We start from the raw sequence: 24,381 nt of genomic DNA on the forward strand, positions 1-24,381 counted from the left end.
AGATGAGTATAAGAGACAGCATCACGGGCGCCGGCGTCTGGCGGGGCGCGGGAGCGGCCTTCTCCAGTGCCTGGCCGCAGAGCACACAGGTGGCCGAGCGCGGCGGGTTGTACCCGTCACAGTTCGGGCAGACCACCGGGAGCGCGGACAACAGGAGCTGAGACATGGACTTGGGGCCAATCTAGGGGCGCGTGAAACGTCGGGTCAATGAAAGCCGGCAAGCCGGCCAGCACCCGCGCTACAGGCTCCAACGCCCGTGAAGGAAGTACGATGTTCCAGGGGAACGTTGCCCCTGCTGTTTGAGGCAGTTACGATTGCCACCGCCTCGATGATTCGCCTGAACGACATCCTGCAGCGGGTTGCGTCGTACCACCCGGACCCCGACCTGGACATCATCAAGAAGGCGTACGTCTACTCGGCCAAGGTCCACCAGGGGCAGCTCCGGAAGTCCGGTGAGCCCTACCTGATTCACCCCCTGGAGGTGGCGGGCATCCTCGCGGAGCTCAAGCTGGACGAGGCGTCCATCGTCACCGGCCTGCTCCACGACACCATCGAGGACACGCTCGCCACCGCCGAGGAGCTGACGGAGCTGTTCGGGCCGGAGGTCGCCCAGCTCGTGGACGGCGTGACGAAGCTGTCCAAGTTCTCCGCGTCCGCGACGCTCTCCCAGGAGGAGAAGCAGGCGGAGAACTTCCGCAAGATGATCATCGCGATGGCGCAGGACATCCGCGTCATCCTCGTGAAGCTGGCCGACCGCACGCACAACATGCGGACGCTGGATCACATGTCCGAGGAGAAGCAGGCCCGCATCGGACAGGAGACGCTGGACATCTACGCGCCCCTGGCCAACCGGCTGGGCATCTCCTGGATCAAGACGGAGCTGGAGGACCTGTCCTTCCGCTACGTGAAGCCCCAGGAGTTCTTCGCGCTGGAGGAGCAGCTCAACAAGCGCAAGAAGGAGCGCGAGGCGTACATCGAGGACACGTGCGACCTGATGCGCGCCAAGCTCCAGGAGCGCGGCCTCAAGGGCGACGTCAGCGGCCGCTTCAAGCACGTCTACAGCATCTGGAAGAAGATCAAGTCCCAGGGCATCGACTTCGATCAGATCCACGACATCATCGCGTTCCGCATCATCGCGCCCGCCGTGCCCGCCTGCTACGAGGCGCTGGGCATGGTGCACCAGATGTGGAAGCCGGTGCCGGGGCGCTTCAAGGACTTCATCGCCATCCCGAAGCCCAACATGTACCAGTCCCTGCACACCACGGTGATTGGTCCGTTGAGCGAGCGCGTGGAGGTGCAGATCCGCACCGCGGAGATGCACAAGATCGCCGAAGAGGGCATCGCCGCGCACTGGGCCTACAAAGAGGGCCGCGCGCCCATCTCCAAGGACGATGAGAAGTTCGCCTGGCTGCGCCAGTTGATGGAGTGGCAGCAGGACCTCAAGGACCCCAAGGAGTTCCTCGAGACGGTGAAGGTGGACCTCTTCACCGACGAAGTCTTCGTCTTCACGCCCAAGGGCGACGTGCGAAGCCTGCCGCGCGGGGCGACGCCGGTGGACTTCGCGTACGCCATCCACTCGGACGTGGGCGGCCGGTGCGTGGGCGCCAAGGTGAACGGGAAGATCGTCCCCCTGCGCTACAAGCTGAAGAACGGCGACACGGTGGAGGTGCTCACCAGCCCGCAGGCGCACCCGTCCAAGGACTGGCTCACCTTCGTCAAGACGAGCCGCGCGCAGCAGCGCATCCGCGGCTTCATCAAGCAGCAGCAGCGGGACAAGAGCCTGCAACTGGGCCGCGAGCTGGTGGAGCGCGAGTTCAAGCGCTTCCAGCTCAACTTCAACAAGCAGATGAAGTCCGGCGAACTCAAGAAGGTCGCCGAGGAGCTGGGCTTCCGCGTCGAGGACGACCTGCTGGTGGCCATCGGCTACGGCAAGGTGACGCCGCAGCAGTTGGTGCAGCGCATCGTGCCGCAGGAGAAGCTGGCGCAGGCGGAGCCGCCCCCGCGGCCGGACGCCAGCAACGGGAATGGCAACGGCAACGGGACGGGCAACACGTCCATGCTGCCGGGCCTGTCGCGCATGACGGACCTGGCCAAGCGGCTGGTGGGCCGCAACAGCCGCAGCGGCGTCCAGATTGGCGGCGTGGACGACGTGCTGGTGCGCTTCGGGCGCTGTTGCAACCCCGTTCCCGGGGACCCCATCGCGGGGTTCATCACCCGGGGGCGGGGCGTGACGGTGCACACGGTGGGCTGTGAGAAGGCCCTGGCCACCGATCCCGAGCGGCGCGTGGACGTGTCCTGGGACGTGAAGGGCGACTTCAAGCGGCCCGTCACGTTGCGCGTGCTGACGGCGGACCGGCCGGGCCTGCTGGCGGACATCACCCACACGTTCTCCAAGAAGAGCGTCAACATCTCCCAGGCGAACTGCCGGGCCACCGGCGATGACCGGGCGGTGAACACCTTCGAGGTCACCATCTCCGACCTCAAGCAGCTCACGGACCTGATGCGCTCCATCGAGCGTTTGACGGGCGTCTACTCCGTCGAGCGAATCTAGCCCCGGCCCGGATGTGCTACAGCGCGCGGCGGACCCGCGGCCCCTGCTGTCCTTTTCGGGGCCGCCTCAACGCGAGGTGTGCTGCATGGCGCGCAAGGCAATCCACTCCGACGACGCCCCCAAGGCCATTGGCCCTTACTCCCAGGCCGTGCAGGTGGACGCCGGGAAGCTGACGTTCCTGTCCGGGCAGATTCCCCTGGACCCCAAGACGATGGAGATCGTCCCCGGTGACGTCGCCGCGCAGGCCGAGCGCGTGATGGAGAACCTCAAGGCGGTGCTCGCCGCCAGCGGCCTGGACTTCTCCCACGTCGTGCGCTGCACCATCTTCCTCACCGACCTGGGCGACTTCGCCAAGGTGAACGAGGTGTACGGCCGCGCCTTCACCGGCGCGCCCCCGGCCCGCGCCACCGTGCAGGTGTCCGCGCTGCCGCGCGGCTCCAAGGTGGAGATCGACGCCATCGCCGTCTCCTGACGTCTCCGGGCCTCCGGGCTCCGGAGCTCCAGGGACGCAAGCGACGCTGGAAACACGAAGGCCGTCGGTTCCCGCTGTGGGAGCCGACGGCCTCGCGTGCTTCAGGCTGCGTTGGAGCGGAAGCGGACTACTTCGCGTCCGTCGCGATCGCCACGCCGGCCTTCTTCAGCTCCTCGTCGATGACGCGCTTGAAGGCGTCGAAGGGCTGGGCGCCCACGAGGGTGCGGCCGTTGACGAAGAAGGTGGGCGTGCCGTTCGCGCCCAGGGCGGAACCGGTGGCCATGTCCGCTTCGATCTGCGCGTCGAACTTGCCGCTGTCCAGGGCGGACTTGAACTTCGGCATGTCCAGCTTCAGCTCCTGCGCGTACTTCTCCAGGGACGCGCGATCCAACGCGCGCTGGTTGGCGAAGAGCTTGTCGTGCATCGCCCAGAACTTGCCCTGCTCGTGCGCGGCCATGGAGGCCTGCGCGGCGAGCTTCGCGTGCTGGTGGAAGGGCAGCGGCTGGTGCTTGAAGGCGATCTTCACCTTGCCCTCGTAGGCCTTCTCCACCTGCTCGAGGGTCGGCACCGCGCGGCTGCAAAAGGGGCACTCGAAGTCGGACCAGGCGACGATGGTCACCGGGGCCTTGGCGGGACCGCGCACCGGGGCGTTGCCCACGTCCACCTTCTGCACGGCCGGCTCGGCGGGCGCCGCGGGGGCGGCCGGAGCGGCGTTCACGTTGTCCTGGTTCAGCTTGGCGTACAGGTCCTCCGCCTTGGTGCCGGCGGCGAGCGCCTTGTCGGCCTTGGCGATCTCCTCGTCGATGAGGGGCTTGAAGGCCTCGAAGGGCTGCGCGCCCGACAGGAAGCGGCCGTTGATGAAGAAGGCCGGCGTGCCGTTGGCGCCCACCGCGCTGCCGGCTTCGGAATCCGCCGCCACCTTCGCGTTGAACTTGCCGCTGTCCAGGGCGGACTTGAACTTCGCCATGTCCAGCTTCAGCTCCTCGGCGTACTTCTCCAGGGAGGCGCGGTCCAGCGCGCGCTGGTTGGCGAACATCTTGTCGTGCATCTCCCAGAACTTGCCCTGCTCGTGCGCGGCGAGCGACGCCTGGGCGGCGATCTTCGCGTTCGCGTGCATGGGCAGGGGCTGCTGACGGAACACCACGCGCACGTCCTTGCCGTAGGTCTCCTTGATGCGGGTCAGCGTGGGTACCGCGCGGCTGCAGAACGGGCACTCGAAGTCGGACCACTCCACGATGGTGACCTTCGCGGTGGTCGGGCCGAACGACGGCGCGTCCGCGGGGATTTCAATCTTCTTGGCGGCGGCCGGGGCGGGCTCCGCGTTGCCCTGGGGGCGCGACGGGGCGCGCTCGACGCCCTTCTCGATGATGCGCGCGTAGACCTGACCGGGGGCGACGCCGCTCTTCACCAGGCCTTCGGCCTTGGCGAGCTCCTCGTCGATGAGGCCCTTGAAGTTCTCGATGGGCTGCGCGCCCGACAGGAAGCGGCCGTTGATGAAGAAGGCCGGCGTGCCGTTGGCGCCCAGCTGCGAGGCCAGGGCCTGCTCCTTGGCGATGACGTCGGACAGGCGGGAGGCGGTCATGTCCTCCTTCCACTTGGCGACATCCAGACCGATCTCACGCGCGTACTTCTCCAGGCTCTCCCCATCCAGCTTCTTCTGGTTGGCGAAGAGCAGGTCGTGCATGTCCCAGTACTTGCCCTGCTCACCGGCCGCGAGCGCCGCGAGGGCCGCGGGCTTGGCGTGCGGGTGGAAGGACAGCGGGTTCTGGCGCATCACCACGCGCAGCTTGCTGCCGTAGTCCTTCTGGAGCTGCACGACGGTGTTGTGCGCGCGGCTGCAGAACGGGCACTCGTAGTCGGAGAACTCCACCAGGGTGACGAGCGCGTTGACGCTGCCCTTCACCGGGGCGCCTTCGACGGGCACCTTGAAGACGGTGGGGTCCACCTGGCGCGCGCCGGGCTTGGCCGCCTGCGCGACGGTGGGCGAGTTGCCAGGGGTGGTGGTTTTCGAGCCGCTGGCGGCACGGCCGCCAACGAACCCGAGCACCAGGCCCACCAACAGGGCCACGATGACATTGGGCTTCATGGGTTGGGAATGCTCCTGCGCCATAGGTCCGACTCCGAGGGGGCCCAAGCGGGTGTCTGGGTAGGGAAAGGGCGGGGTACTTAACAGAGGGAATTCCAGACACGCAAGCCGCGATGACCGCCTGCGTCCGCCACATCCAGAGGCCCCGAAGGGGCGGACAACGACGCGGGGTGGATCAAAATTCCCTCTCATGACGGACCCGTGTGCGTTCGGGGTCCATGACAGGATGCGAGCCCATGGAAGCCGGTGTGCGCGTGGATACGTCCGGAGCCTTCTGCCCGGTGCCCATCCTGGAGATCGCGAAGGCGATGCGGCGCCTTCCGCCCGGGACGCTGGTGGAGCTGGTGTCCACCGACCGGGGGCTGGAGGCGGACCTGCCCGCGTGGTGCGAGGCGACCGGCAATGAACTCGTGCGCCTGGAGCGGCGGGGCACCCACTATGTGGGCTGGGTGCGCAAGGCGGGGTGAGCGTCCGTGGGGCGCGGGCCTACAGGAGCTGGAGCACGCGGTCTTCCAGGCGGCGGCCCCGGCTGACGCCGAGAATCAACGTCTGGTGCTGGATGAGGTGGCCCACGGTGCGGCTGATGACCTCCTCGGCCTTGTGGGCCTGGCCGTCGAAGCGCACGCACAGCACGTCGGTGCCCTCCATGCGCGCGCCGATGACGCCGGGCAGGGAGGTGATCTCCGGGATGATGACGTCGCCCCGGGCAATCTGGACGCGGAACTCGGCGCCCTGGCCGGTGAGCTCGGACATGGTGCCGGCCTGCGCGAGCGAACCCTTGTCGAGGATGGCGGCCGCGTCGCACAGCTCCTCCAGCTCCTGGAGGTTGTGGCTGGAGACGACGACGGTCTGCGTGCCCTTCATGTCCTTGATGACCTGACGCACCTGGGCGGCGATGCGCGGATCCAGGCCGGCGGTGGGCTCATCCAGCAGCACGAGGGGAGGGCGCCCCATGAGGGCCTGGGCCATGGCGGCCCGCTTGGCCATGCCGTGGCTGAGCGCCTGGGTCTGCACCTTCCAGGCCTCCATCAGGCCCACCTTCTCCAGGGCGCCGCGCGCTTCATGCTCCGGCTGGGGCAGGTCCGACAGGCGGGCCCAGTACATGAGCAGCGAGCCCACCTCCCAGCCCGGTGGCAGCACCGCGTCCTGGGGCAGCGCGCCCACGCGGCCCTTGAGGGCGCCGGGCGTGGTGGGCGACACGCCCATCACCTTGAGCGAACCCTCCGAAGGGTAGAGGTAGCCGCACATCATGGAGAAGGTCGTCGTCTTGCCGGCGCCGTTGGGCCCGATGAGACCGAAGACGTCACCCTGGCGCACCTGGAGGCTCACCGCGTTGACGGCGACCTTGGGGCCGAAGCGCTTGGACACGCCCGACAGTTCAATGGCCAGCTCGCTCACAGGTCCCTCGTGCGCAGGACGCCATAGGCGCCCACCAGGAAGATGGCCGCGAAGGCGGCGTAGGCCGCGCCGCTGCCGGCGAACTCGGCGAGCTGCGGGTGCAGCAGGTTGCCCGAGTAGTAGGACGGGGACAGGTAGCGCACGAAGCGCACGGGGTTGGTGTCCTCCACCGCGCGCGAAACGGAGTCCATCAGCCAGAAGACGAACAGCAGGATGAAGTTGAAGACGAGGCTGACGGCGGGGCTGCGGAACAGGCTGGAGCACAGGGTGGTGAGGGCCACGTACGCCAGCGAGAACACGATGGTCGCGCCCCAGAACTTCAGGAGGTTCATCGCCAGCACCCCGAAGGCGAAGTCGGGGTTGAGGATGCGCGCGTAGACGAAGATGGCCAGGTCGATGACCAGCACCAGCCCCAGCAGCAGCGTGGCCTGGGAGAGGAACTTGCCCAGCAGCACCGACGAGCGGCGCGCGCGCACGGTGAGGTAGCGGATGGAGCGCGGGCCCACCTCGCCGCTCACCTGATCGAAGCCCATCAGCGCGATGTAGGCGGGGAGGAAGAAGAGGGTGAGCTTGAAGACGATGAGGACGACGATGGGCACCTGCGACAGCGCCTGCATCATCGCGGTGTCGTTGCTGGTGAGGAAGCCCAGCACCCCCTGATGCATCTGGTCCGCGGCGCGCGCGGCGGCTTCCGGGTCCGCTCCTTCCTCCATGAGCTTCGTGTTCACCTGGCCCTGCAGTTCGCGGGTGACGAAGCCCACGACGAGCAGCACCAGCGCGGAGAACATGCTGTAGAGCCCGAGCAACACGAGCGCGCGGCCGCTGCGCACCGCCCGGCGCAGCTCCGCGGCCCAGATCACCATCATCTCTTTAGGTCCGTCCAAGGTGCACAGGACCCTACTGGACCTCCGGTCACCTTCCCAGGTTTCTCCTAGACGAACCGAGCGGTCGAGGGAGCAAGCCGTGGACAGCGCGCCCTCAGCGACTACGATTCGGCGGCCTGCTCCCTGCCCCCCCAAGGAGAGCCCCGACGCATGACGATTCGCCGCTTCCTCGCCGCCCTGCCGCTGTTCCCCCTCACGATGCTGCTGGGCGCCTCGGCCCCGGACGCTGGCGTCGCGCCGTCTCCGGCCGCCGCCCCTTCGGATGCCCAGACGCTGGCCGCGGCGGTGAACGCGCTGGACACGGACGCGGGCCCCGTGGGTGCTCGCGCCCTGGTGGAGAAGGTGGAGGCCGCGCAGCGCGCACCGTCCTCCACGGCGGCGGTGACAGCTCCGGACGCTCCGGTGGCCCAGGCTCCGGTGGCTCCGGATGCGGGCTCTCACCTCGCGTCCACTCCTGGCCCGGGCGGTGATGCGACCCCTGGCGCGCCCGCGGTTCCGGGCGGGCAGGGCGTGGACCCGCGCCCCGTGGATGCTCGGGCGCTGGCGGAGGCGCTGGCCACGAAGAGTGACGTCTCCTTCGAGCCCGGCATGGTGCCGCCGTCGCCGGTGCCCTCGCGTGAGAAGGCGCCGCCGTTCAGCAAGATGCAGGGCCTGCCCCGGGCGCAGGACCTGGTGGCGCGCGCGAAGCTGGAGGGCAGCAAGCTCGTCGTGAAGGGGGGCAAGAGCGCGCCGGATCAGGTGCTCACCATCGACCCTGGCCTCCAGGCGTCCCTCACGAAGATCATGCAGAACTACCAGGTGCCCTACGGCGCCGCGGTGGTGCTGGAGCCCTCCACCGGCCGCGTCCTGGCGATGGCCGAGCACTCCGAGGCGAAGCCCGAACTGCGCGGGCTGCCCGTGCGCGCGGTGTTCCCCGCCGCGAGCATCTTCAAGATCGTCACCGGCAGCGCGCTGCTGGAGGCCGGCGTGGCGCCGGAGACGGAGTCGTGCTTCCACGGTGGCAAGCGCAGCCTGTCCGAGCGGCAGCTGGAGGACACCGAACGCGACGGCGCCTGCTATTCGCTGGCGCTGGCCATGGGCAAGAGCGCCAACGTCATCTTCGCCAAGATGACGAACAAGCACCTGAGCGCGGACGCCCTCAAGCGGATGGCCGCGCGCATGCGCTTCAACCGCGAGATCCCCTTCGCCCAGCCCCTGGACGTGTCGCTGGCGTACATCCCGGAGGACGGCTTCGCGCTGGCCAACACCGGCGCGGGCTTCGGGGACGTGTACCTGTCGCCGCTGCACGGCGCGCTGCTGGCCGCGGTCGCCGCGAACGAGGGCCGCTGGGTGGATCCGGTGCTGGTGGAGCCGGAGCCCTTCATGCCCCTGCCGGAGCCGGAGCCCGTGCTCACGCCCACCGCCGCGCACGCCCTCACGCGCATGCTGGAGGAGACCGTCACCCACGGCACCGCGCGCGCCGTGTTCCGCGAGCGCGGCTTCCAGGTGAAGGACGCCGTGGGCAAGACGGGCACGCTCGCGGACCGCGAGCCCTTCCGCGACTACTCGTGGTTCGTCGGCTTCGCGCCCAAGGACAACCCCCGCGTGGCCGTGGCCGCCCTCATCGTCAATGAGCCCAAGTGGCGCATCCGCGGCTCCTACCTGGGCCGCGAGGCCCTGCGGCTCGCCCTGGAGCGCATCCCCGCGCCCGTGGAGGTGACGGCCCCGGCCGGCGCCGCCGGCAAGCACTGATCAGGACAGCGGACGCAGGGTGAGCTTCACCAGCTCCGTGTCCACGAAGCCCTGGAAGAACTTCAGCGCTTCCAGCTCCTGCAACGGCGAGACGTGCACGATGGCCGCCACGTCCCGCTTCCCGTCGATGCGCGACAGCAGGTAGCGCTCCGGAGACGACAGGGGCAGCGTCTTCAGGTGCGGCGCGGACACCCGCAGCGTGGGCACGCGCGAGGGCTCCATCAGCGCCTTGCGCAGCTCCGCGAGCAGCCGGGCCTCCGCGTCGCGCAGCAGCTTCTGGGTGTGCTCGGACGGGGCGATTTCGTGCGCCCGCCGGGCCAGCGCCTCGCCGTCGCGCAGGTTGCCCGCGTCCAGGAAGAGCTGGGCCGCCTGGAGCACCTCATCGGACGAGGACTCGGAGCCGATGACGCCGCCATTCTCGTCGTCGTCGTCCTCTTCCACCACCACCACGGTGGGCGTGTTGCGCTCCGGGGCGGGCAGGGGCGCTTCGTCGGACACCTTGAGCGCGTCCTGCCGGTAGAGGGCGTAGAGGCGCTGGTAGAGGAAGAAGTCCGTGGCGTGCAGCGCCAGCGCGATGCCGTCGATGCTCAGCCCTTCGCGCGCGAGCTGGACGATGCGGTCGTCCATGCTGCCGGCCTTGCGGTCGGCGAGCTTGCGCTCGTCCACTTCCAGCCGCACCCCACCGGAAGGGAACACCGCGCGGATGGCCTGCCAGGCCGTCTCCCGGAACTCGCCCTCGCGGTGCACGTCCAGCAGGTCCACGCTGACGTCCAGGCCCTCCAGCTCCGGGGCGTCGTCGGTGGCCCGGAAGTCGAAGCCGCCTTCCTCCCAGGTGAAGGCGTCCAGCAGCATCTCCCGGAACTTGTGGGAGAGCGTGGTGCGCACGGTGGCTTCCGTCACCGAGCCCGTCATCGTGAGAATCTTCCCCAGCAGGATGTGCGTCTCCGCCTGGGTGGCGAACGCGCGCTCCAACTGGTCCTCCGTCAGGTGCCCCATGTTGATGAGGAACTGACCGAAGTATTCGCGCGGCTGGTTGGAGCTGGCGGTGATGACGTGCCCGTCGCGCAGGAGCAGCTGCTTGCGCACGTCTCCCCGCTCCACGTTCAGGGTGCCGGTGGCCCGGCGATTCCCGAGGTGGACGACCAGGTCCTTGAGGGGCATCGTCGAAAAATCACCAGACACGCCGCGCATCGAACGCCCATCCTGCAACGCATGCGTGTCGATATCTACTCGAAACCCAGGTGTTCCCTCTGTGAGAAGGCCCGCGCGGTGGTGGAGGAGGTGCGGACCCGGCTGCCCTTCGAGCTCTACGTCACCGACATCCTCCAGAGCCCGGACCTCTTCGAGACGTGGCGTTACGACATCCCCGTGGTCCTGATTGACGGCGTCCCCGCCTTCAAACACCGCGTGGAACCGGAGGTCCTCGAAGCGCGCCTCCGTGAGGTGATGAATGGCACACCCATTGCTAAAACCGTGGGCCAGGATGGGTAACAAAGTGCCCTTCTCCAAGAAATCCGGGGGGATACGAAGGGCGCAAAAGTGGCGGGGCTGTAAATCTGGGCGGTCGGGAGGGGCGGTGGGGCAGAAATTCCTGGAAGGGAGGGCACGGCGGTGGGTCTGAAGCGCAAGCGGACAGGAAAGTCGGGGCAGCCTCCTACGGTGTTGCTGGTGGAGCCGCGGGCGGAGGACCTGGAGCGCACCCGGGCGCTGCTGGGCGAGGCGGGCTTCCGTGTGGTTCCGCTCACGCGCTTCGACGCGGCGGTGCCGCTCTTCGAGGTGATCCGCCCGGACGCGGTGCTGCTCGCCGCGCAGCCTCCGGACTACGCGGCGGTGCAGACGGCGCGCCGGCTGCGGCAGGTGAGCCGGGGCACGGTGCCGATGCTGTACCTGGTGGACTCGCACGACCGGGACGCCTGGCGCTTCTGCGTGGAGAAGGGGCAGTGCGTGGACGTGGTGCCGCGCGTGGTGGACGGCGCGGAGCTGTCCATGAAGCTGCACGCGCAGATGCGGCTCAAGCAGTCGGTGGAGCGCGTGGCGGCCGGCGAAGAGGCCGGCACGGCGCTGGCGCTGCATGATCCGGTGACGGGGCTCTACAACCGGCCCTTCCTGCTGGCCCTCATTGGCCTGGAGGCCCGGCGGACGGAGCGCTACGGGGGCACCTTCTCCGTGGTGGCCGCGGAAGTGAGTGGTTGGAGCGCGCTTCGCAAGGAGCACGGCCGGGGGATGGCGGAGCGGCTGCTCGTCTACAGCGCGGTGGTGCTGGGGCAGACGGTGCGCGAGGCGGACGCGGTGGCGCGGGTGGGGGACAGTGAGTTCGCCATGCTGCTGCCGGGCACGCCCGCGGAGTCGGTGCCGGAGGTCCTGGCGCGGGTGGAAGCCCGGTTCGAGGCGGCACGGTTCCAGATGGAAGGTCGCGTGGTGCGCACGGCGCTGGAGCTGGGGGCGGTGAGCTTCCCGGACACGGTGGGGGCACCCACCCAGTTGCTGAGCGCGGCACTGCAGACGTTGAGGCGTACACGCGAGATTCGGCGGGCGGCCGGTCCGGCCCGGCTGTTGTCGATTTGATGCAGTTCACTGAGGATTTGATGCACAGGGCGAGCGGAGGCGTGGGGATGGATCGGATCGCGGTGCTGGTGGTGGATGACGAAGAGTCGGTGCGCACGTTCCTGTCCGAGCTGTTGGGCAGCTCGGGTTACCAGGTGCGGTGTGCGTCGAGCGGTTCGCAGGCGCTGGAGATGCTCTCCGGTGGCTCGTTCGACGCGGTGCTGCTGGACGTGGTGATGCCGGAGATGAGCGGCCTGGAGGTGTTGCGCCGCTACCGGGGCAACGGCGGCAATGCCCCGGTCATCGTGTTGAGCGCGCTGTCCGGCGCGGACGACGCGGTGCGCGCGCTGAAGATGGGCGCGTCCGACTATCTGGCGAAGCCCTTTGGCAACGACGAGCTGCAGGACGTGCTCGCCCGTGCCCTGGGGACCCGCGTGCCGGAGCGCCAGATTTCGGCGCCGGTGCCCGCGCCCCGCGTGATGCTGACGTCGGCGGAGGCCGCGGCCGAGGCTCGCGTGCTCATCTCCACGTCGCCGGCCATGCGCCGGGCCCGCGCGCTGGTGGAGCGCATCGCGGACACGGACGTGCCGGTGCTGCTGCTCGGTGAGTCCGGCACGGGCAAGGAAGTGATTGCCCGCGAAATCCATGCGCGCAGCCAGCGCCACGGTCGCCCCTTCATCAAGGTGAACTGCGCGGCGCTGCCGGGCGAACTGCTGGAGAGCGAGCTGTTCGGCCACGAGCGCGGTGCCTTCACGGGCGCCACGGCGGAGAAGCCGGGCAAGTTCGAACTGGCGGACCAGGGCACCATCTTCCTGGACGAGATTGGCGAAATGGCCATCCGCCTCCAGGCGAAGCTGCTCCAGGTGCTGCAGGACGAGGAGTTCTTCCGCGTCGGTGGCAAGAAGAGCGTTCGCGTGGACAGCCGCGTGGTGGTGGCGACGAACCGCGACCTGGAGAAGGAGATCGCGCTCGGCAACTTCCGCGAGGACCTGTACTACCGCCTCAACGTCGTGGCCATCCGCCTGCCGCCCCTCCGCGAGCGCCGCGAGGACGTGGTGCCGCTCACCGACCACTTCCTGAAGAAGTACGGCAAGGGCTTCATGTCGGGCGTCTCCGAGCTGCCCACGGAAGTGCTCCACGCCTTCAGTGACTACGAGTGGCCGGGCAACGTGCGCGAGCTGGAGAACATGGTTCGCCGCCTGTGCGTGCTGAAGGATCCGACGCTGGTGCTGGACGAGATTCGCGGAGGTGGCCGGACCCCGGCGAGCGCTCCGTCGCTGCCCACGTCCTTCGGTGGGGAGGACTTCGGTCCTCCGCCTTCGCGCCACTACGAGGATCCGGCCCGCGTCTTCGCGGCCCCTCCGTCCCAGGTCGCTTCCTCGAACGGCTCGGGGGTGCAGGTGCTGGAGATGCCCGCGCGCGGCACGATGACGCCGCCGCCGGTGGCCCTGGTGTCGGACGCTTCGCCGTTCAATGCCGTGGCGCCCCAGCGCTACGCGAATCCGTTCGATGCGCCGCAGCCTCCGCCTCCGCCGCCTCCGGCTGGAGAGCTGTCGCTCAAGGACATTGGCAAGCGCGCCGCGATGCTCGCCGAGCGTGAGGCGATACTGGCCATGCTCCAGCGCACCGCGTGGAACAAGCGCCGCGCCGCCGGCAAGCTGCGGATCAGCTACAAGGCGCTGCTCTACAAGATCAAGGAGTGCGGCATCATCGATCCTCGCGCGAGCGCCGAGTTCTAGCGCCGCGTCCCCGGTCGATTGTCGTGCGCGACGGCCCTTCTTCCGGATGACGGAAGGAGGGCCGTTCCGCTTGCGGGATGTGCCGTTGTCCTGGCTGTCTTTCGCCCCTGCTTGCGTGGGACGGGGGTTGCCCGATATCGCGGAGGCCATGACCGCTCCACTCGTCCTGCTTGGCTGTGGCTACACGCTCACCCGGTTCGCCCGGGTGGAAGCCCGGTCCGGCCGTGAAGTCCTGGCCACCACGCGGGATGCAGCGCGCCGCGCGGTGCTGGAGGGCGCGGGCGTGCGGGTGCTGTCGCTCGATGAAGCGCTGGCGCGGGTCGAGGGCGCGCACGTCGTGGACTCGGTTCCTCCCGAGGCCGGACTGGATGCGCACTTCGCGGACGTGCTGTCGCGGGCCCGGCCTTCGCGGCTCGTCTACCTGTCATCCACGGGCGTGTATGGCTCCGCGCGCGGACACGTGGATGAGCTGACCCCGGTCGACACGGCCTCATCGGTTGCCCGGGCCCGGCTGGAGGCGGAGGCGCGCTTCCTTCCGCTGGGCGCCAGCGTGATGCGCATCGCGGGCATCTACGGCCCCGGGCGCGGCACCTCCGGACGGCTGAAGGCGGGCACGCTGCGCATTCCCGAGTCCGGTGGGGGACGGCTCTCCCGCATCCATGTGGACGACCTGGTGGACGCCGTTCGCGTGGTGCTCGAACGTGGGGCTCCCGGCGAGGTGTACTGCGTGGCCGACCGGCGCCCCGCGACCCAGGAGGAGACGGCCACCTGGCTCTGCCAGCACCTGTCCCTTCCCATGCCGCCCCGGGTTCCCTTCGCGTCGCTCCATGAATCCCTGCGCGGCGACCGGGCCATCAGCGGCGCGAAGCTGGAGGCCCTGGGCTGGACGCCGCGCTACCCGGACTTCACCACCGGCTTCGTCGCGGCCATGGAGGAAGAGGCGCGAGGGTGACTCGCGGCGGTCCGCGGGGTCAGTGCTCGGGGGCCTCCGCGCGCAGGAGCTGCTGAAGGTCCAGCTCCGTCCAGTCCAGCTCCTGCTCCACCTGCTGGAACGCCGCGTCCCCGATGGTCCCGTCCGAGCGCAGCTCCAACAGCCGCCGCCGTTCAGCGGCCATCGCGGTGCGCACCACGTTCGCGTCGGCGGAGGCTGGACCCCACGGCGCGGAGGCCCCATCCGGACGGGCTTCGGCCTGAGCGTCCGTGTGTCCCGCGAGCACCTGCTTCGCCCGCTGGAGTTGCAGCTCGTACCGCCGCCGCACCAGGGCCGCCAGCTCCGTGCCCGCCGACGCGTCGGTCGCATCCAGCGCCGCGCGCAGCGTCTGTACCCGGGCGAGCCGCACCTCGTGGTCGACCGCGCCGTCGTCGTCCAGCTTCAGGCGGGACATCAGGGGGCGCAGCGTCATCCCCTGCAGCACGAGCGTGCCCAGCACCACCGCGAAGGACGTGAAGAGGATGAGGTCGCGGTAGGGAAACGGGGGGACGCCTTCGCCACCGGTCGGCAGGGCCAGGGCCGCCGCGAGCGTTACGATGCCCCGCATCCCGCACCAGCCCACCAGCATGGCCGCCTTCGGCGACAGCGCGACCGCGTTGGATTTGCCCGGGGACGTGGAGGAGGCCCGGCGCTGTCGCCAGCGGCCGAGCGCCGCCACGCCCATCACCCAGGCGATGCGCGCGAGGATGGCCACCCCCGTGACGACCGCCGCGATGCCCGCGTACTCCAGCCACGTGGGCCGGTCGAGCCGCGCGACGATGGACTTGAGCTGGAAGCCCACGAGGATGAAGGCGAGCACGTTCAACACGAACACGGCCACCTCCCACACCGCGTACGCCGGGATGCGGATCCGCGCGGGCGTCACCAGGGCCGCGATCCGCGAGGCCGTCATCGCATAGACGACCGTCGTGAGGATGCCGGACAGGTGCAGCCGCTCGGCGAGCATCCACACCGCGAACGTGCTGCCGAACTGCACGATGACCGCCGTGGACACATCCTCGATGAACCGGTTCACGAACAGGGTGACTCGCGCGAGCACCGACCCCAGCACCACGCTGCCCACCGTGACGACGAGCAGCATCGGGAGCGCGCTCCAGCCCAGGATGCCCCCCGCCGCCACCGCGCCCAGGGCGAGCCGGTAGATGAGCAGGGCGCTCGCGTCGTTGAACAGGCTCTCGCCCTCAAGGATGACCAGCAGCCGGTGCGGGGGCCTCAACTGCTTTAACACCGCCGTGGCCGCCGCCGCGTCCGGAGGCGCGACGATGGCGCCCAGAGCGATGGCCGCGGCCCAGGGCATGTCCGGCACCTGCCACCGGACCGCGACCGCCACCGCGATGACCGTGAGCACCACCGCGCCCAGCGCCAGCCCCACCACCGGCCGCCAGTTCGCACGCAGGTCCCGGGGCGAGGCGTCGAAGGCCGCGTCCAGCAGCACCGGCGCGACGAAGAGCGTGAGCGCAAGCTCCGGATCCAACACCAGCTCCGGCGTCCCCGGCACGAGCGCCAGCACCGCCCCCGCGAACGCCACCAGCGCGGGGTAGGGCGTGCCAATCCGCCGGGACAGCGCCGCGAGTCCCGCGCCCCCCAGCAGCAGCGCGATGACGATCTCGAACACGAGCATGGAGCCCTCCGAAGGGGAATGTCCGCCATCCGGACTTCCTGCGGCGTAGCGCAGGAATGCGGGTTTCGGACAGTGGCAAATCCTCGACGTCGCAACCCGTCGTCCCCACGCGGGCGCGCGCGTCATCAGCGCAACGCGATGGATGCCATCAGCCGGGGAAGGGGCGCGGCTTTGCGGAGCGGCGTCCCCCGGTGACAGGCTGGCCCTTTCGGCCGCGCGCGGATGCGCGGTCCTCGCAACCCTGTTCCCTGGGGGAACGATGTCCAGGTCGTTGTTGTTCGCGGCTTTCAACGAGGGCGTCCACCGCTCCATGTCCGGCAACCACGAGGCCGCGGTCCAGTCGTTCGACCAGGTCCTCGCCGTGGATCCGCGCCACTTCCCCGCGCTCACCGGCAAGGCGTTCGCGCTCAAGCAACTGGGCCGCACCGCCGAGGCCCTGAAGGGCTTCCAGCGGGCCGTGGAGCTGGACCCTTCCGCCCCCGACCCCCTCCGCGAGGCCGCCCTCTGCCAACTGGAGCTGGGCGAGCCGGAGGCCGCCGCCCTGCTCATGGAGCGCGCGGTCCAAATCAACCCCACCCCCGGCTACCGGGAGGCCGCCGCCGTGGAGGTCTACCACCTGGGTAACGCGCTCCTGACCCAGGGACGGCGCCCGGACAAGGCCCGCTACCGTTTGGCCCGGCAGGTTTTCGAGCTGGCGCTGGAGCTGTCCCCCGCCTACGTGGAGGCCGCCAAGGCCCTGGCGGACGTGTGGGAGCACCTGGGTGACCCTACCCAGCAGGAGCACTACACCCAGCTGGCGACCCGGCTGCGCCCGGCTACCTCCTGAGCCGCCCTGCTTCAATTTTCCATTTCAAGGCGGAGGGAAAGGGCGCAGCGTCGGTGTTGAATGCCGATTGGACGCCCCTCTTCAGGAGAACCCTTCGCATGATCGTGATGCTCGAGCCGGATTCGCCGGAATCCGTTGTGAATGCCGTCCTCCATCTGGCTTCGCAGTACGAGGGCGTCACGCCCCGCGCGCACGTGGTCCAGGGCGCCGAGTCCACCATCACGGAGCTGTACCTGCTGGGCTCCACCGCGCAGGTGCCGCTGGAGCCCTTCCAGCAGCTGCCCGGCGTGCGCCAGGTGGTGCGCGTGTCGCAGAAGTACCGGATCATCGGGCGGCACGGTGGCCAGCGCACCACGGCGGGCTTCGACTACAACGGCGTGTCCTTCGGTGACACCACCGTGAACCTCTTCGCGGGCCTGTGCGCGGTGGATTCGCTGGAGAGCGTGGACTCGATGATGGCGGCGCTCGCGCGCTGCGGCATCCAGACGACGCGCATGGGTGCGTACAAGCCGCGCACGAACCCGTACGAGTTCCAGGGCCTGGGCGCCAAGTGCCTGCCGTGGGTGTTCGAGTCCGCGGGCAAGCACGGCATCAAGGTCGTCGCGATGGAGGTGACGCACCCGCGCCACATCGATGAAATCAACGACGCGCTCAAGCAGTCCGGCAACGCCACGGGCGTGATGCTCCAGGTGGGCACGCGCAACGCGCAGAACTTCGAGCTGCTCAAGAGCATTGGCCAGCAGCGCGCGTTCCCAGTGCTCTTCAAGCGCGGTATGGGCATCACGCTGGAGGAGTCCCTCAACGCGTGCGAGTACGTGGCGAGCGAGGGCAACCCGAAGATCGTCTTCTGCCTGCGCGGCGTGAAGACGCACCTGGGCGACCCGCACCGCAACATGGTGGACTTCGCGCACGTGCCCGTCGTCCGCCGGCTGACGCGCATGCCGGTGTGCGTGGATCCGTCGCACGCCATCGGGCGCGCGGAGGCCCCGCCGGACGGACTGCCGGACATCTTCCACGCCATTGGCCAGGGGCTCATCGCGGGCGCGTCCATGGTGCTGGTGGACTTCCACCCGCATCCGGAGATTGCGTTGTGCGACGGACCGCAGGCGCTGCGCCTGGAGCAGTTGGGCGCGCTCCAGCGCTACACGAACATCGTTCGCGGCGCGTACACGGAGGCGGTGAAGAACGGCGACGGAACGGCCGCCAAGGCCGGCGCGCAGGTCAGTCGCTGAGCGCGTAGCAGCCGAGGACCTGGAGCGACGTGCACGCGCTCCGGGCCTCGTCCAACGCGGCCCGCACCTGGGGCGCGTCCTCCCGGCCGTCCACGTCCAGGCACCAGCGGTAGTCCCAGGCGCGGACGCCGCCGGGGCGGGACTCCAGCCGCGCGACGTTCACCCCGCGCGTGGCGAAGGCCCCCAGCACGCCCGCGAGCGCGCCGGGCCCGTCGTTCAGCGTGAGCACCACGGACGTCTTCCACCGGGAGCCCAGGTGGGGCGGGAGGGCCGGCCCCACCGCGAGGAAGCGGGTGGCGTTGTCCGGTGAGTCCTCGATGCCTTCGGCGAGGACGGCCAGGCCGTAGAGGTCCGCCGCCGCCCGGCTGGCGATGGCCGCCGTGCCTGCGGGGGCCTCCTCGCCCACCCGTCGCGCGGCCACCGCGGTGTTCACCTCCGGCACCGGCTGCAGGTGGTGCCTGCGCAGCCAGCCCGAGCACTGCGCCAGCGCCTGGGGATGGGACAGCGCGCGGGTGAGGCTCGCCAGCGAGCGCCCCGGTGGCGCGAGCAGGCAGTGGCGCACGCGCAGGCGCAGCTCTCCGGACAGGCGCGGGGTGAACTCCAGCAGCAGGTCCACCACCTCCGCCACCGGGCCCGCGAGCGCGCTCTCCAGGGGCAGGACGCCGCCGTCCACCCGGCCCTCGGCGACGGCTTCGAGGACGGCGCGGAAGGAAGGGCAGGGGACCAACACCACCGACGGGCCGAAGAAGGCCCGCGTGGCTTCGTCGCCGTACGCGCCGCGCTCGCCCTGGAAGGCGATGCGGCGGGGGGCGGCGTCATCCATCGATGGGCTCCGCGCGCGGGTACGTGCCCAGCACGCGCAGCGACGCGGTGAGCGAACGCAAATCCTCCAGCGCCGCCGTCACGGACGCGGACGCGGCGTGGCCCTCCACGTCCAGATAGAAGCGGTACTGCCACGGGGCTCCCGGGATGGGGCGCGACTCCAGCTTGGTGAGGTTCACCCCGCGCTGCGTGAGCCGTTGCAGCACCTGGCCCAGCGCACCCGGACGGTGTTCCAGCACCACCAGCAGGGACGTCTTGCAGGGCACGTCCGGCGCGAGCGGCGTCGGTTCACGCCCCACCTCCACGAAGCGCGTGAAGTCCGCGCCGGGTTGCAGGTCGCTCGCGAGCACCACGAGGCCGAAGCGGCTGGCCGCGGACTCACTGGCGATGGCGGCCATCGTCACGTCGTTGCGGTCCGCCACGGTGCGCGCGGCGACGGCGGTGTCCGGCCCCAGCACCGCGCGGGCCCACGGCACGTGCGTGCGCAGGAAGTCCTCGCACTGGGCCAGCGCCTGCGGATGCGACAGCACCTCGCGCAGGTCCTCCAGCTTCGCGCCCTTCACGCCCAGCAGCCGGTGATCCACCTGGCTCACCAGCTCGCCGGTGATGACGCCATCGCCCGCGGCGAGCACGTCGTAGGTCTCGTTGATGGTGCCCGCGGTGGTGTTCTCGATGGGCATCAGCAGCAGGTCCTGCTCGCCCTTCTTCAGGGCCTCCACCGCCTGTCGCGCGGAGTCGAAGCCGGTGAGGAGCACGCCGCCCGGACGGTGGCCGTAGCGCTGGCGCGCGGCCAGGTGGCTGTAGGAGCCCTCGACGCCCAGGTACCCCACGCGCAGGGGCGTGGTGTCCAGCCGCGTGACCAGCGCCTGCTGCCGCGCGACGGACATGTCCAGGATGACGCGGTAGAGGCGCTCCACCTCGTGCGGATCCAACCCGCGCTCGGCTGCCCGGCCGCGCAGCTTGCGCAGGAGCAGGTCCTCGCGCTGTGGATCCCGGAAGGGCCAGGCCGTCACCAGCTTCGCCCGCGCCACGTCGTCCGCCAGGGCCATGCGCCGCTGGAGCGCGTCGAGGATGTCCTCGTCGACGCGTTCGAGGGCTGTTCGCAGGGTGTCCAGGTTCGGGGTGTCCGCCATCGCGAAAACATAACAACTCGCGTCAGGGAACGGTCATCCGGTTACATCCCGAGCCGTCGGGCGGGCTCCGGAGGCACCGGGTAGACGGCCTCCTTCGGCAGCAGGCGGGTCGCCTGGTCCGCGCGCCCGTCGTCCAGGTGCTTGCGAAGCTTCCGCACCAGTGGCGTCAGGTCCGTGATGGAGACGGTCCAGTCGTCCACGAAGCGCTGGATGACGGCGCGGCTCAGGCCCACCTGGATGCTGTCGTGGGGCAGGCCCGCGCCGCGCAGGGTGCGCTCGGGGTCCCACTGGACGATGACGGGCGCCGACTCGAAGGCCTCACGCCACGCCTGCTGGGTGCCGTGCACCTTCGGCTCGTAGCTGGTGAGCACCGCCAGGCTCAGGGCCTCTTCCCACGCGGAGCGTTTGATCCGCACCGCGAGCGTGCGCTCCTGTCCGCTCTTGCTGCCCCAGTTGGAGCGGTGCATGAGCCACAGGAAGCTGGGTTTGATCCACGTCATCCGTCCCACGGAGAAGGGCGGGCCGAACTTCTGCTGCTCCACGGCCACGTCCGCGATGGCGTCGGGATAGGCCTGGTACACCACGATGGACGCGCGGTCGAAGTCGGCGCGGACTTCTCGCGCGGCGCTCATGGCTGGGGCCTGGGCTTCGCTTTCGGCTTCGGCTTGGAGGCGGGGGCCTTCGGCAGCTTCGTCTGGCCCATCTTCAGGACGAGCTCGAAGTGCTCCACGGGGGAGGGCGTCACGCTCAAGCGGCTGCGGGTGAGCAGCGGGAAGTCCTTGAGCGCGGGCGTGGCCTTGATGGTGGCCAGCGTCACGGGGGTGGTGAAGGCGACCACGGGGCCCACGTCCACGGAGGCCCAGTCCTCACCGGGGGCGGTGGGATCGGCGCCCGGCTTGGAGAGCACGCGCGCCACGCCCACGACGGCCTTGTCCTCGTTGGAGTGGTAGTAGAGGCACAGGTCCCCGGGCGTCATGGCCCGCAGGTTGTTGCGCGCCTCGAAGTTGCGCACGCCCGTCCACGCCGTCCTGCCGTCCGCTTCCAACTGGGCGTACGCGTAGACGGAGGGCTCGCTCTTGATCAACCAGTACCGGCCAGTCGCCATGGCGGCGCACCCTAGCGCAGGGCCGCCAGGAGGACAGCGGCCCTGAGTGCCAGGGCGTGACTACTTCGCGCCCAGCGCGGCGACGAGCCGGTCCGCCTGCTCGCGGATGTGCTTGTCGGTGCTGGCCTGGGCCTTCTTCGCGTGCGTCCGGGCCTGGGCCTTGTCGGTGTCCGCCAGGGCCAGCGCCAGGTTGAGGTGCACGCCCGTGTCCTCCGGGTGCGCCTTCAGCGCCTGCGTCAGCACGGCGCGCGCGGCGGTGGCCCCGCCGGGGCGCGACAGGTGCAGCACCGCGAGGTCGTTGGCCGCGCCCACTTCGGACGCGTCAACGGCGATGGCGGCCTCCAGCAGCTTCTGCGCTTCCGCGTCGTCGCCCAGGCGGCGGCGGACCTTGGCCAGCGCGATGCGCACGGCGGCGTTGTCCGGCACCTTGACGAGCGCTTCGCGCAGGATGCGGTCCGCGTCCTCGTTCTTGCCGGCCACGAAGGACGCAAGCCCGTGCAGGTAGATGGCGTCCGCGTTGTCCGGCTGCTGCATGCGCAGGTCGATGGCGGCCTTGATGGCCGGCTCGGGCGCGCCCGCGAAGAAGCACAGCGAGGCGAACTCACGGATGAGGGAAGGCTCGCGGGGGCTGCGCAGGATGGCCTGCTGCAGCGTCGTCAGCGCGGCGCCCACGTGTCCCTGGAGGACCTGCACGCGCGCGGCGAGCAGCAGCGGCAGGTGCTCCGTGCGGCTGGCCTCCGCGGCCTCCTGGTAGCGCCGCAGCGCGCGGTCCAACTGCTTGTCGCCCTGGAGCGCCATGCCCAGGTACGTCAGCGTCTGCGCGTTGCCGGGCTGGAGGGCGAGCGCCTTCTCCAGCACGGGGATCGCGGCGGGGTATTGGTGGTGGGCGAGCAGTCCCCGGCCGTGGTTGACGACCTCGAAGAAGCCCGCCTTCGGCTGGGCCGCGAGCGCCTCCAGCACCGCGAGCTGCCGGGCATCACCCTTCTCGGCATCGAGCCGGGCCAGGTGGCTGAGCGCTTCGGGATGGGTGGGGTGCTGCTCCACGAGCCGCTGGAGCATGGCGCGCGCGGCGGGCTCGTCATGCTGCGCGAGGCGCAGACGGGCGAGCCCGAGCATCGCGGCGGCGTCCTTCGGATCCTGCTTGAGGGCGCGCTCGAATTCGATGGCCGCGTCCTTGAGGAGGCCCTGCTTCATCAGACGCGCGGCGGAGGTTGCCTGTTTGGAGACGGCCATGGGTCAAGAGGATAGCCCAGCCCTGGAAGGGCCGGGCAGTCCGCGGGGGCCTACCCGATGCCCAGGAAGCTCCCGGCGCCTTCGATGATGTTCCCGGCCCCTTCCACGATGCCGCCCGCGACGTCCAGTGCGCCGGAGAACACATCGCCGGCCGCGTCCAGCACCGCGCCGCCCGCGTTGATGGCGCCCTCGGCCACGTTCTCCAGGATCTCACCACCGGCCGCGGCGGCCGTCTCGCCGACCGCCTTGAGGATGTTGCCGGGGTTGACGGAGCCTTCCACCTCGACGCCCAGGCCCAGGCCGGCCGTGGCCTCCACGCCGACGTCGAACTCCAGGTTGCCGCCGTTCAGGCCGATGTCCGCGTGGGCGTCGCCGCTCACGCCGGCGCTGGCGCTGGCGGTGATGCTGGCGGAGGCCAGGGTGTCATCCTCGTGCTTCAGCTCGATGGCGCCCGTGAGGCTGGCCTGCGCACCGGCGAAGCCGGACGCCGCGGCGCTGATGGACACGTCGCCGTCGGTGCCGACGTGCAGGTCCAGGTCGATGCTGCCCTCGGCGCCAATCTTGCCCAGCGCGGACAGGTCCAGCTCGACGGAGTACTGCTCACCGGCGATCTCGAACTCCACCGTCTTGGTGGCGCTGGCGCCCGCTTCCAGCAGGTTGGCGGACACGTCCACCTGCACGTTCACGTCGATGCCGGACAGGCCGATGTCGGCGTCCACGGAGGCATCCGCGCTGAACGTGGGACCCTGGACGTAGGCGTTGGTGTTGATGCCGCCCGGGCCGGTGCCGTTGACCTCGGAGCGCGCGCCGCCGGCTTCGAAGCTCGACTGGCCGCTCAGCACATTGCGCGAGTTCGACTGCACGTTGCCCTGCGCCGACGTGTCCACGCGAGAGCCGGCCGGTGCCGTGGCGGGCTTCTGACCATTCTTCGCCAGGTTCGGCGCGACGGGCGGAGGCGCGACAGGCCGCGGCGGGGGAGGCGGAGGCGGGCGGTAGCCGATGGGCGTGGACATGGCGGGCTCGATTTCAAAGGAGCGGCACCAGACTCGGCGCCAGCTTTTCCTCATTCTCCGAAATGCCCGGAGGAGAGTTTCCGACCCCGCATCACTTTGTAAGAAATGGCCGTCCGGATTCTCGCGGAGTGGGCAGGAGTCCTACATGCGCACCGAAATGTTTCCTGGGGGGCAGCGCGGAGACGGCACGGTGCGTCGAAATCGAGGGGTGGAGGACTCGACATCGCGCTCCACGGCACCTGGGTCCCGGGGCAAACCTACTCGACGGTATGTCCCACCACCCGTTCCTTTCCCATTTCCTGGGAGGCCTATGGGATCAACCCCCGTTCACGGAACGCGGCGAGCAGCCGGGGCTTGCCCTCGTTCAGCATCGCCTCGCCGTGAGAGGGGACCACGTGCTCGAAGTCGAGCCCGGCGATCTTCTGGATGGCCACGTTGAACGCAGCCCGGTCCTTGGCGAACCGGAGGAACAGCCGGCTCACGGCGAAGCGTTTGTAGGTGCCGAACATCCCGAAGAACATCCAGGCCGCGAGGCCCTTCGGCTGGGTGACGTTGAAGACCATGTCGGTCAGGTAGAGCGCCTTCGACGGATGGTGCAGGAACGCGCTCTCGTTCATCTTCGGCATGCCCGGAATCGGGATGAGCGCCAGCTCGCTCTCGAAGGGCCACGGCGTCTCTCCGAGGATGCCGTGCCAGGTCAGCTCGGGGTGCTTCTCCCGCACCCCGGCCGGCCCCCAGAGCCTCGCGTTCGGATGCGCCTGCGCCGCGGCCTTCATCCCGGCGGTGTGCATCAGGCTGGGGGCCACGATGTCGGTGACCGGGCCGGCTTCCTGGAGCTGCCCGGGCGTGAGCTTCGAGCCCGGTGAGAACAGCACGCGCGCCTGCTGAAGCTCGAAGACCGCCGTGCGCACGGGCAACTGCAACACCGGCGAGCGCAGCGTGGAGTCGAGGAACCGGGTCTTGGGAAGGGACATGGGCCGGAAGCTCCCACGAAGCCCCC

Annotated in this window: 22 protein-coding genes; 10 read left to right on the forward strand and 12 right to left on the reverse strand. The window is 69.9% G+C overall.

Going from position 1 to position 24,381, the window contains the following annotated elements:
- The first annotated feature begins 328 nt into the window (after positions 1 to 328).
- Together D7Y13_RS10475 and D7Y13_RS10480 are read left to right on the forward strand one after the other, a co-directional pair.
- Entirely contained in the window at positions 329 to 2,551 is a 2,223-nt protein-coding gene (locus D7Y13_RS10475) for a RelA/SpoT family protein (protein ID WP_120585635.1), read from the forward strand.
- Between the two features lie 85 nt (positions 2,552 to 2,636).
- The gene (locus tag D7Y13_RS10480; protein ID WP_120537127.1) at positions 2,637 to 3,023 is read left to right on the forward strand and encodes a RidA family protein; all 387 of its coding nucleotides are present in this window, start codon (positions 2,637 to 2,639) and stop codon (positions 3,021 to 3,023) included.
- Positions 3,024 to 3,150: 127 nt separating this feature from the next.
- On the opposite strand, the gene D7Y13_RS10485 is transcribed toward D7Y13_RS10480, so the two are convergent.
- Entirely contained in the window at positions 3,151 to 5,109 is a 1,959-nt protein-coding gene (locus D7Y13_RS10485) for a DsbA family protein (RefSeq protein WP_120585637.1), read from the reverse strand.
- 236 nt (positions 5,110 to 5,345) lie between these two features.
- On the opposite strand from D7Y13_RS10485, the gene D7Y13_RS10490 reads away from it, so the two are divergent.
- Complete coding sequence (locus D7Y13_RS10490) at positions 5,346 to 5,576, forward strand: sulfurtransferase TusA family protein (RefSeq protein ID WP_120537128.1); 231 nt, start codon at positions 5,346 to 5,348, stop codon at positions 5,574 to 5,576.
- Between the two features lie 19 nt (positions 5,577 to 5,595).
- Here the strand turns inward: D7Y13_RS10490 and D7Y13_RS10495 are convergent, their stop codons facing one another.
- Together D7Y13_RS10495 and D7Y13_RS10500 are read right to left on the reverse strand one after the other, a co-directional pair.
- Entirely contained in the window at positions 5,596 to 6,507 is a 912-nt protein-coding gene (locus D7Y13_RS10495) for an ABC transporter ATP-binding protein (RefSeq protein WP_120537129.1), read from the reverse strand.
- Complete coding sequence (locus tag D7Y13_RS10500) at positions 6,504 to 7,370, reverse strand: ABC transporter permease (RefSeq protein ID WP_120585636.1); 867 nt, start codon at positions 7,368 to 7,370, stop codon at positions 6,504 to 6,506. The genes D7Y13_RS10495 and D7Y13_RS10500 overlap by 4 nt, the downstream gene beginning before the upstream one ends.
- Before the next feature lie 171 nt (positions 7,371 to 7,541).
- On the opposite strand from D7Y13_RS10500, the gene D7Y13_RS10505 reads away from it, so the two are divergent.
- A complete protein-coding gene (locus tag D7Y13_RS10505) occupies positions 7,542 to 9,122 on the forward strand; it encodes a penicillin-binding transpeptidase domain-containing protein (protein ID WP_120585634.1) in 1,581 nt (526 codons plus the stop codon).
- Here the strand turns inward: D7Y13_RS10505 and D7Y13_RS10510 are convergent, their stop codons facing one another.
- Positions 9,123 to 10,313 carry a DUF4388 domain-containing protein gene (locus D7Y13_RS10510; RefSeq protein ID WP_120537132.1) on the reverse strand — a complete coding sequence of 397 codons (1,191 nt, stop codon included), beginning with the start codon at positions 10,311 to 10,313 and terminating at the stop codon, positions 9,123 to 9,125.
- 21 nt (positions 10,314 to 10,334) lie between these two features.
- On the opposite strand from D7Y13_RS10510, the gene D7Y13_RS10515 reads away from it, so the two are divergent.
- From D7Y13_RS10515 to D7Y13_RS10530, 4 genes are all read left to right on the forward strand, one after another.
- On the forward strand, positions 10,335 to 10,613 hold the full coding sequence (locus tag D7Y13_RS10515) for a glutaredoxin family protein (RefSeq protein ID WP_120537133.1): 279 nt from the start codon (positions 10,335 to 10,337) through the stop codon (positions 10,611 to 10,613).
- 120 nt (positions 10,614 to 10,733) lie between these two features.
- A complete protein-coding gene (locus D7Y13_RS10520) occupies positions 10,734 to 11,687 on the forward strand; it encodes a GGDEF domain-containing protein (protein ID WP_199732851.1) in 954 nt (317 codons plus the stop codon).
- 47 nt (positions 11,688 to 11,734) lie between these two features.
- Entirely contained in the window at positions 11,735 to 13,405 is a 1,671-nt protein-coding gene (locus D7Y13_RS10525; RefSeq protein ID WP_120535071.1) for a sigma-54-dependent transcriptional regulator, read from the forward strand.
- A 148-nt stretch (positions 13,406 to 13,553) separates the two neighbouring features.
- On the forward strand, positions 13,554 to 14,357 hold the full coding sequence (locus D7Y13_RS10530; RefSeq protein WP_120584662.1) for an NAD-dependent epimerase/dehydratase family protein: 804 nt from the start codon (positions 13,554 to 13,556) through the stop codon (positions 14,355 to 14,357).
- A 19-nt stretch (positions 14,358 to 14,376) separates the two neighbouring features.
- Here D7Y13_RS10530 and D7Y13_RS10535 read toward each other — a convergent pair whose 3' ends face one another.
- A complete protein-coding gene (locus D7Y13_RS10535; RefSeq protein WP_120535069.1) occupies positions 14,377 to 16,017 on the reverse strand; it encodes a Na+/H+ antiporter in 1,641 nt (546 codons plus the stop codon).
- 259 nt (positions 16,018 to 16,276) lie between these two features.
- Between D7Y13_RS10535 and D7Y13_RS10540 the strand changes: the two genes are divergently transcribed.
- Positions 16,277 to 16,843 (forward strand): tetratricopeptide repeat protein, encoded by a 567-nt coding sequence (locus tag D7Y13_RS10540; protein ID WP_120535068.1) that lies wholly within the window; start codon positions 16,277 to 16,279, stop codon positions 16,841 to 16,843.
- A gap of 98 nt (positions 16,844 to 16,941) precedes the next feature.
- Positions 16,942 to 18,075 (forward strand): 3-deoxy-7-phosphoheptulonate synthase, encoded by a 1,134-nt coding sequence (locus tag D7Y13_RS10545; protein ID WP_120535067.1) that lies wholly within the window; start codon positions 16,942 to 16,944, stop codon positions 18,073 to 18,075.
- On the opposite strand, the gene D7Y13_RS10550 is transcribed toward D7Y13_RS10545, so the two are convergent.
- The 7 genes from D7Y13_RS10550 to D7Y13_RS10580 form a co-directional block, all read right to left on the reverse strand.
- Positions 18,065 to 18,898, reverse strand: a complete 834-nt coding sequence (locus D7Y13_RS10550; protein ID WP_120584661.1) for a prephenate dehydratase — start codon at positions 18,896 to 18,898, stop codon at positions 18,065 to 18,067. The genes D7Y13_RS10545 and D7Y13_RS10550 overlap by 11 nt on opposite strands.
- Entirely contained in the window at positions 18,891 to 20,030 is a 1,140-nt protein-coding gene (gene pheA, locus D7Y13_RS10555; protein ID WP_120535065.1) for a prephenate dehydratase, read from the reverse strand. Before pheA ends, D7Y13_RS10550 begins: the two co-directional genes overlap by 8 nt.
- Positions 20,031 to 20,071: 41 nt before the next feature.
- Positions 20,072 to 20,662: a DUF4291 domain-containing protein gene (locus tag D7Y13_RS10560; protein ID WP_120535064.1), complete on the reverse strand. Its 591-nt coding sequence runs from the start codon at positions 20,660 to 20,662 to the stop codon at positions 20,072 to 20,074.
- Positions 20,659 to 21,135: an EVE domain-containing protein gene (locus D7Y13_RS10565; protein WP_120584660.1), complete on the reverse strand. Its 477-nt coding sequence runs from the start codon at positions 21,133 to 21,135 to the stop codon at positions 20,659 to 20,661. The genes D7Y13_RS10560 and D7Y13_RS10565 overlap by 4 nt, the downstream gene beginning before the upstream one ends.
- Before the next feature lie 60 nt (positions 21,136 to 21,195).
- Positions 21,196 to 22,368 carry a tetratricopeptide repeat protein gene (locus D7Y13_RS10570; protein WP_120584659.1) on the reverse strand — a complete coding sequence of 391 codons (1,173 nt, stop codon included), beginning with the start codon at positions 22,366 to 22,368 and terminating at the stop codon, positions 21,196 to 21,198.
- 50 nt (positions 22,369 to 22,418) lie between these two features.
- Positions 22,419 to 23,381, reverse strand: coding sequence for a Circumsporozoite protein (locus D7Y13_RS10575; protein WP_233595737.1), 963 nt, complete (start codon positions 23,379 to 23,381; stop codon positions 22,419 to 22,421).
- A gap of 308 nt (positions 23,382 to 23,689) precedes the next feature.
- Positions 23,690 to 24,355: a DUF4336 domain-containing protein gene (locus D7Y13_RS10580; RefSeq protein WP_120535061.1), complete on the reverse strand. Its 666-nt coding sequence runs from the start codon at positions 24,353 to 24,355 to the stop codon at positions 23,690 to 23,692.
- Positions 24,356 to 24,381: the final 26 nt, after the last annotated feature.

Source organism: Corallococcus praedator, from assembly GCF_003612125.1.
Lineage (GTDB): Bacteria > Myxococcota > Myxococcia > Myxococcales > Myxococcaceae > Corallococcus > Corallococcus praedator.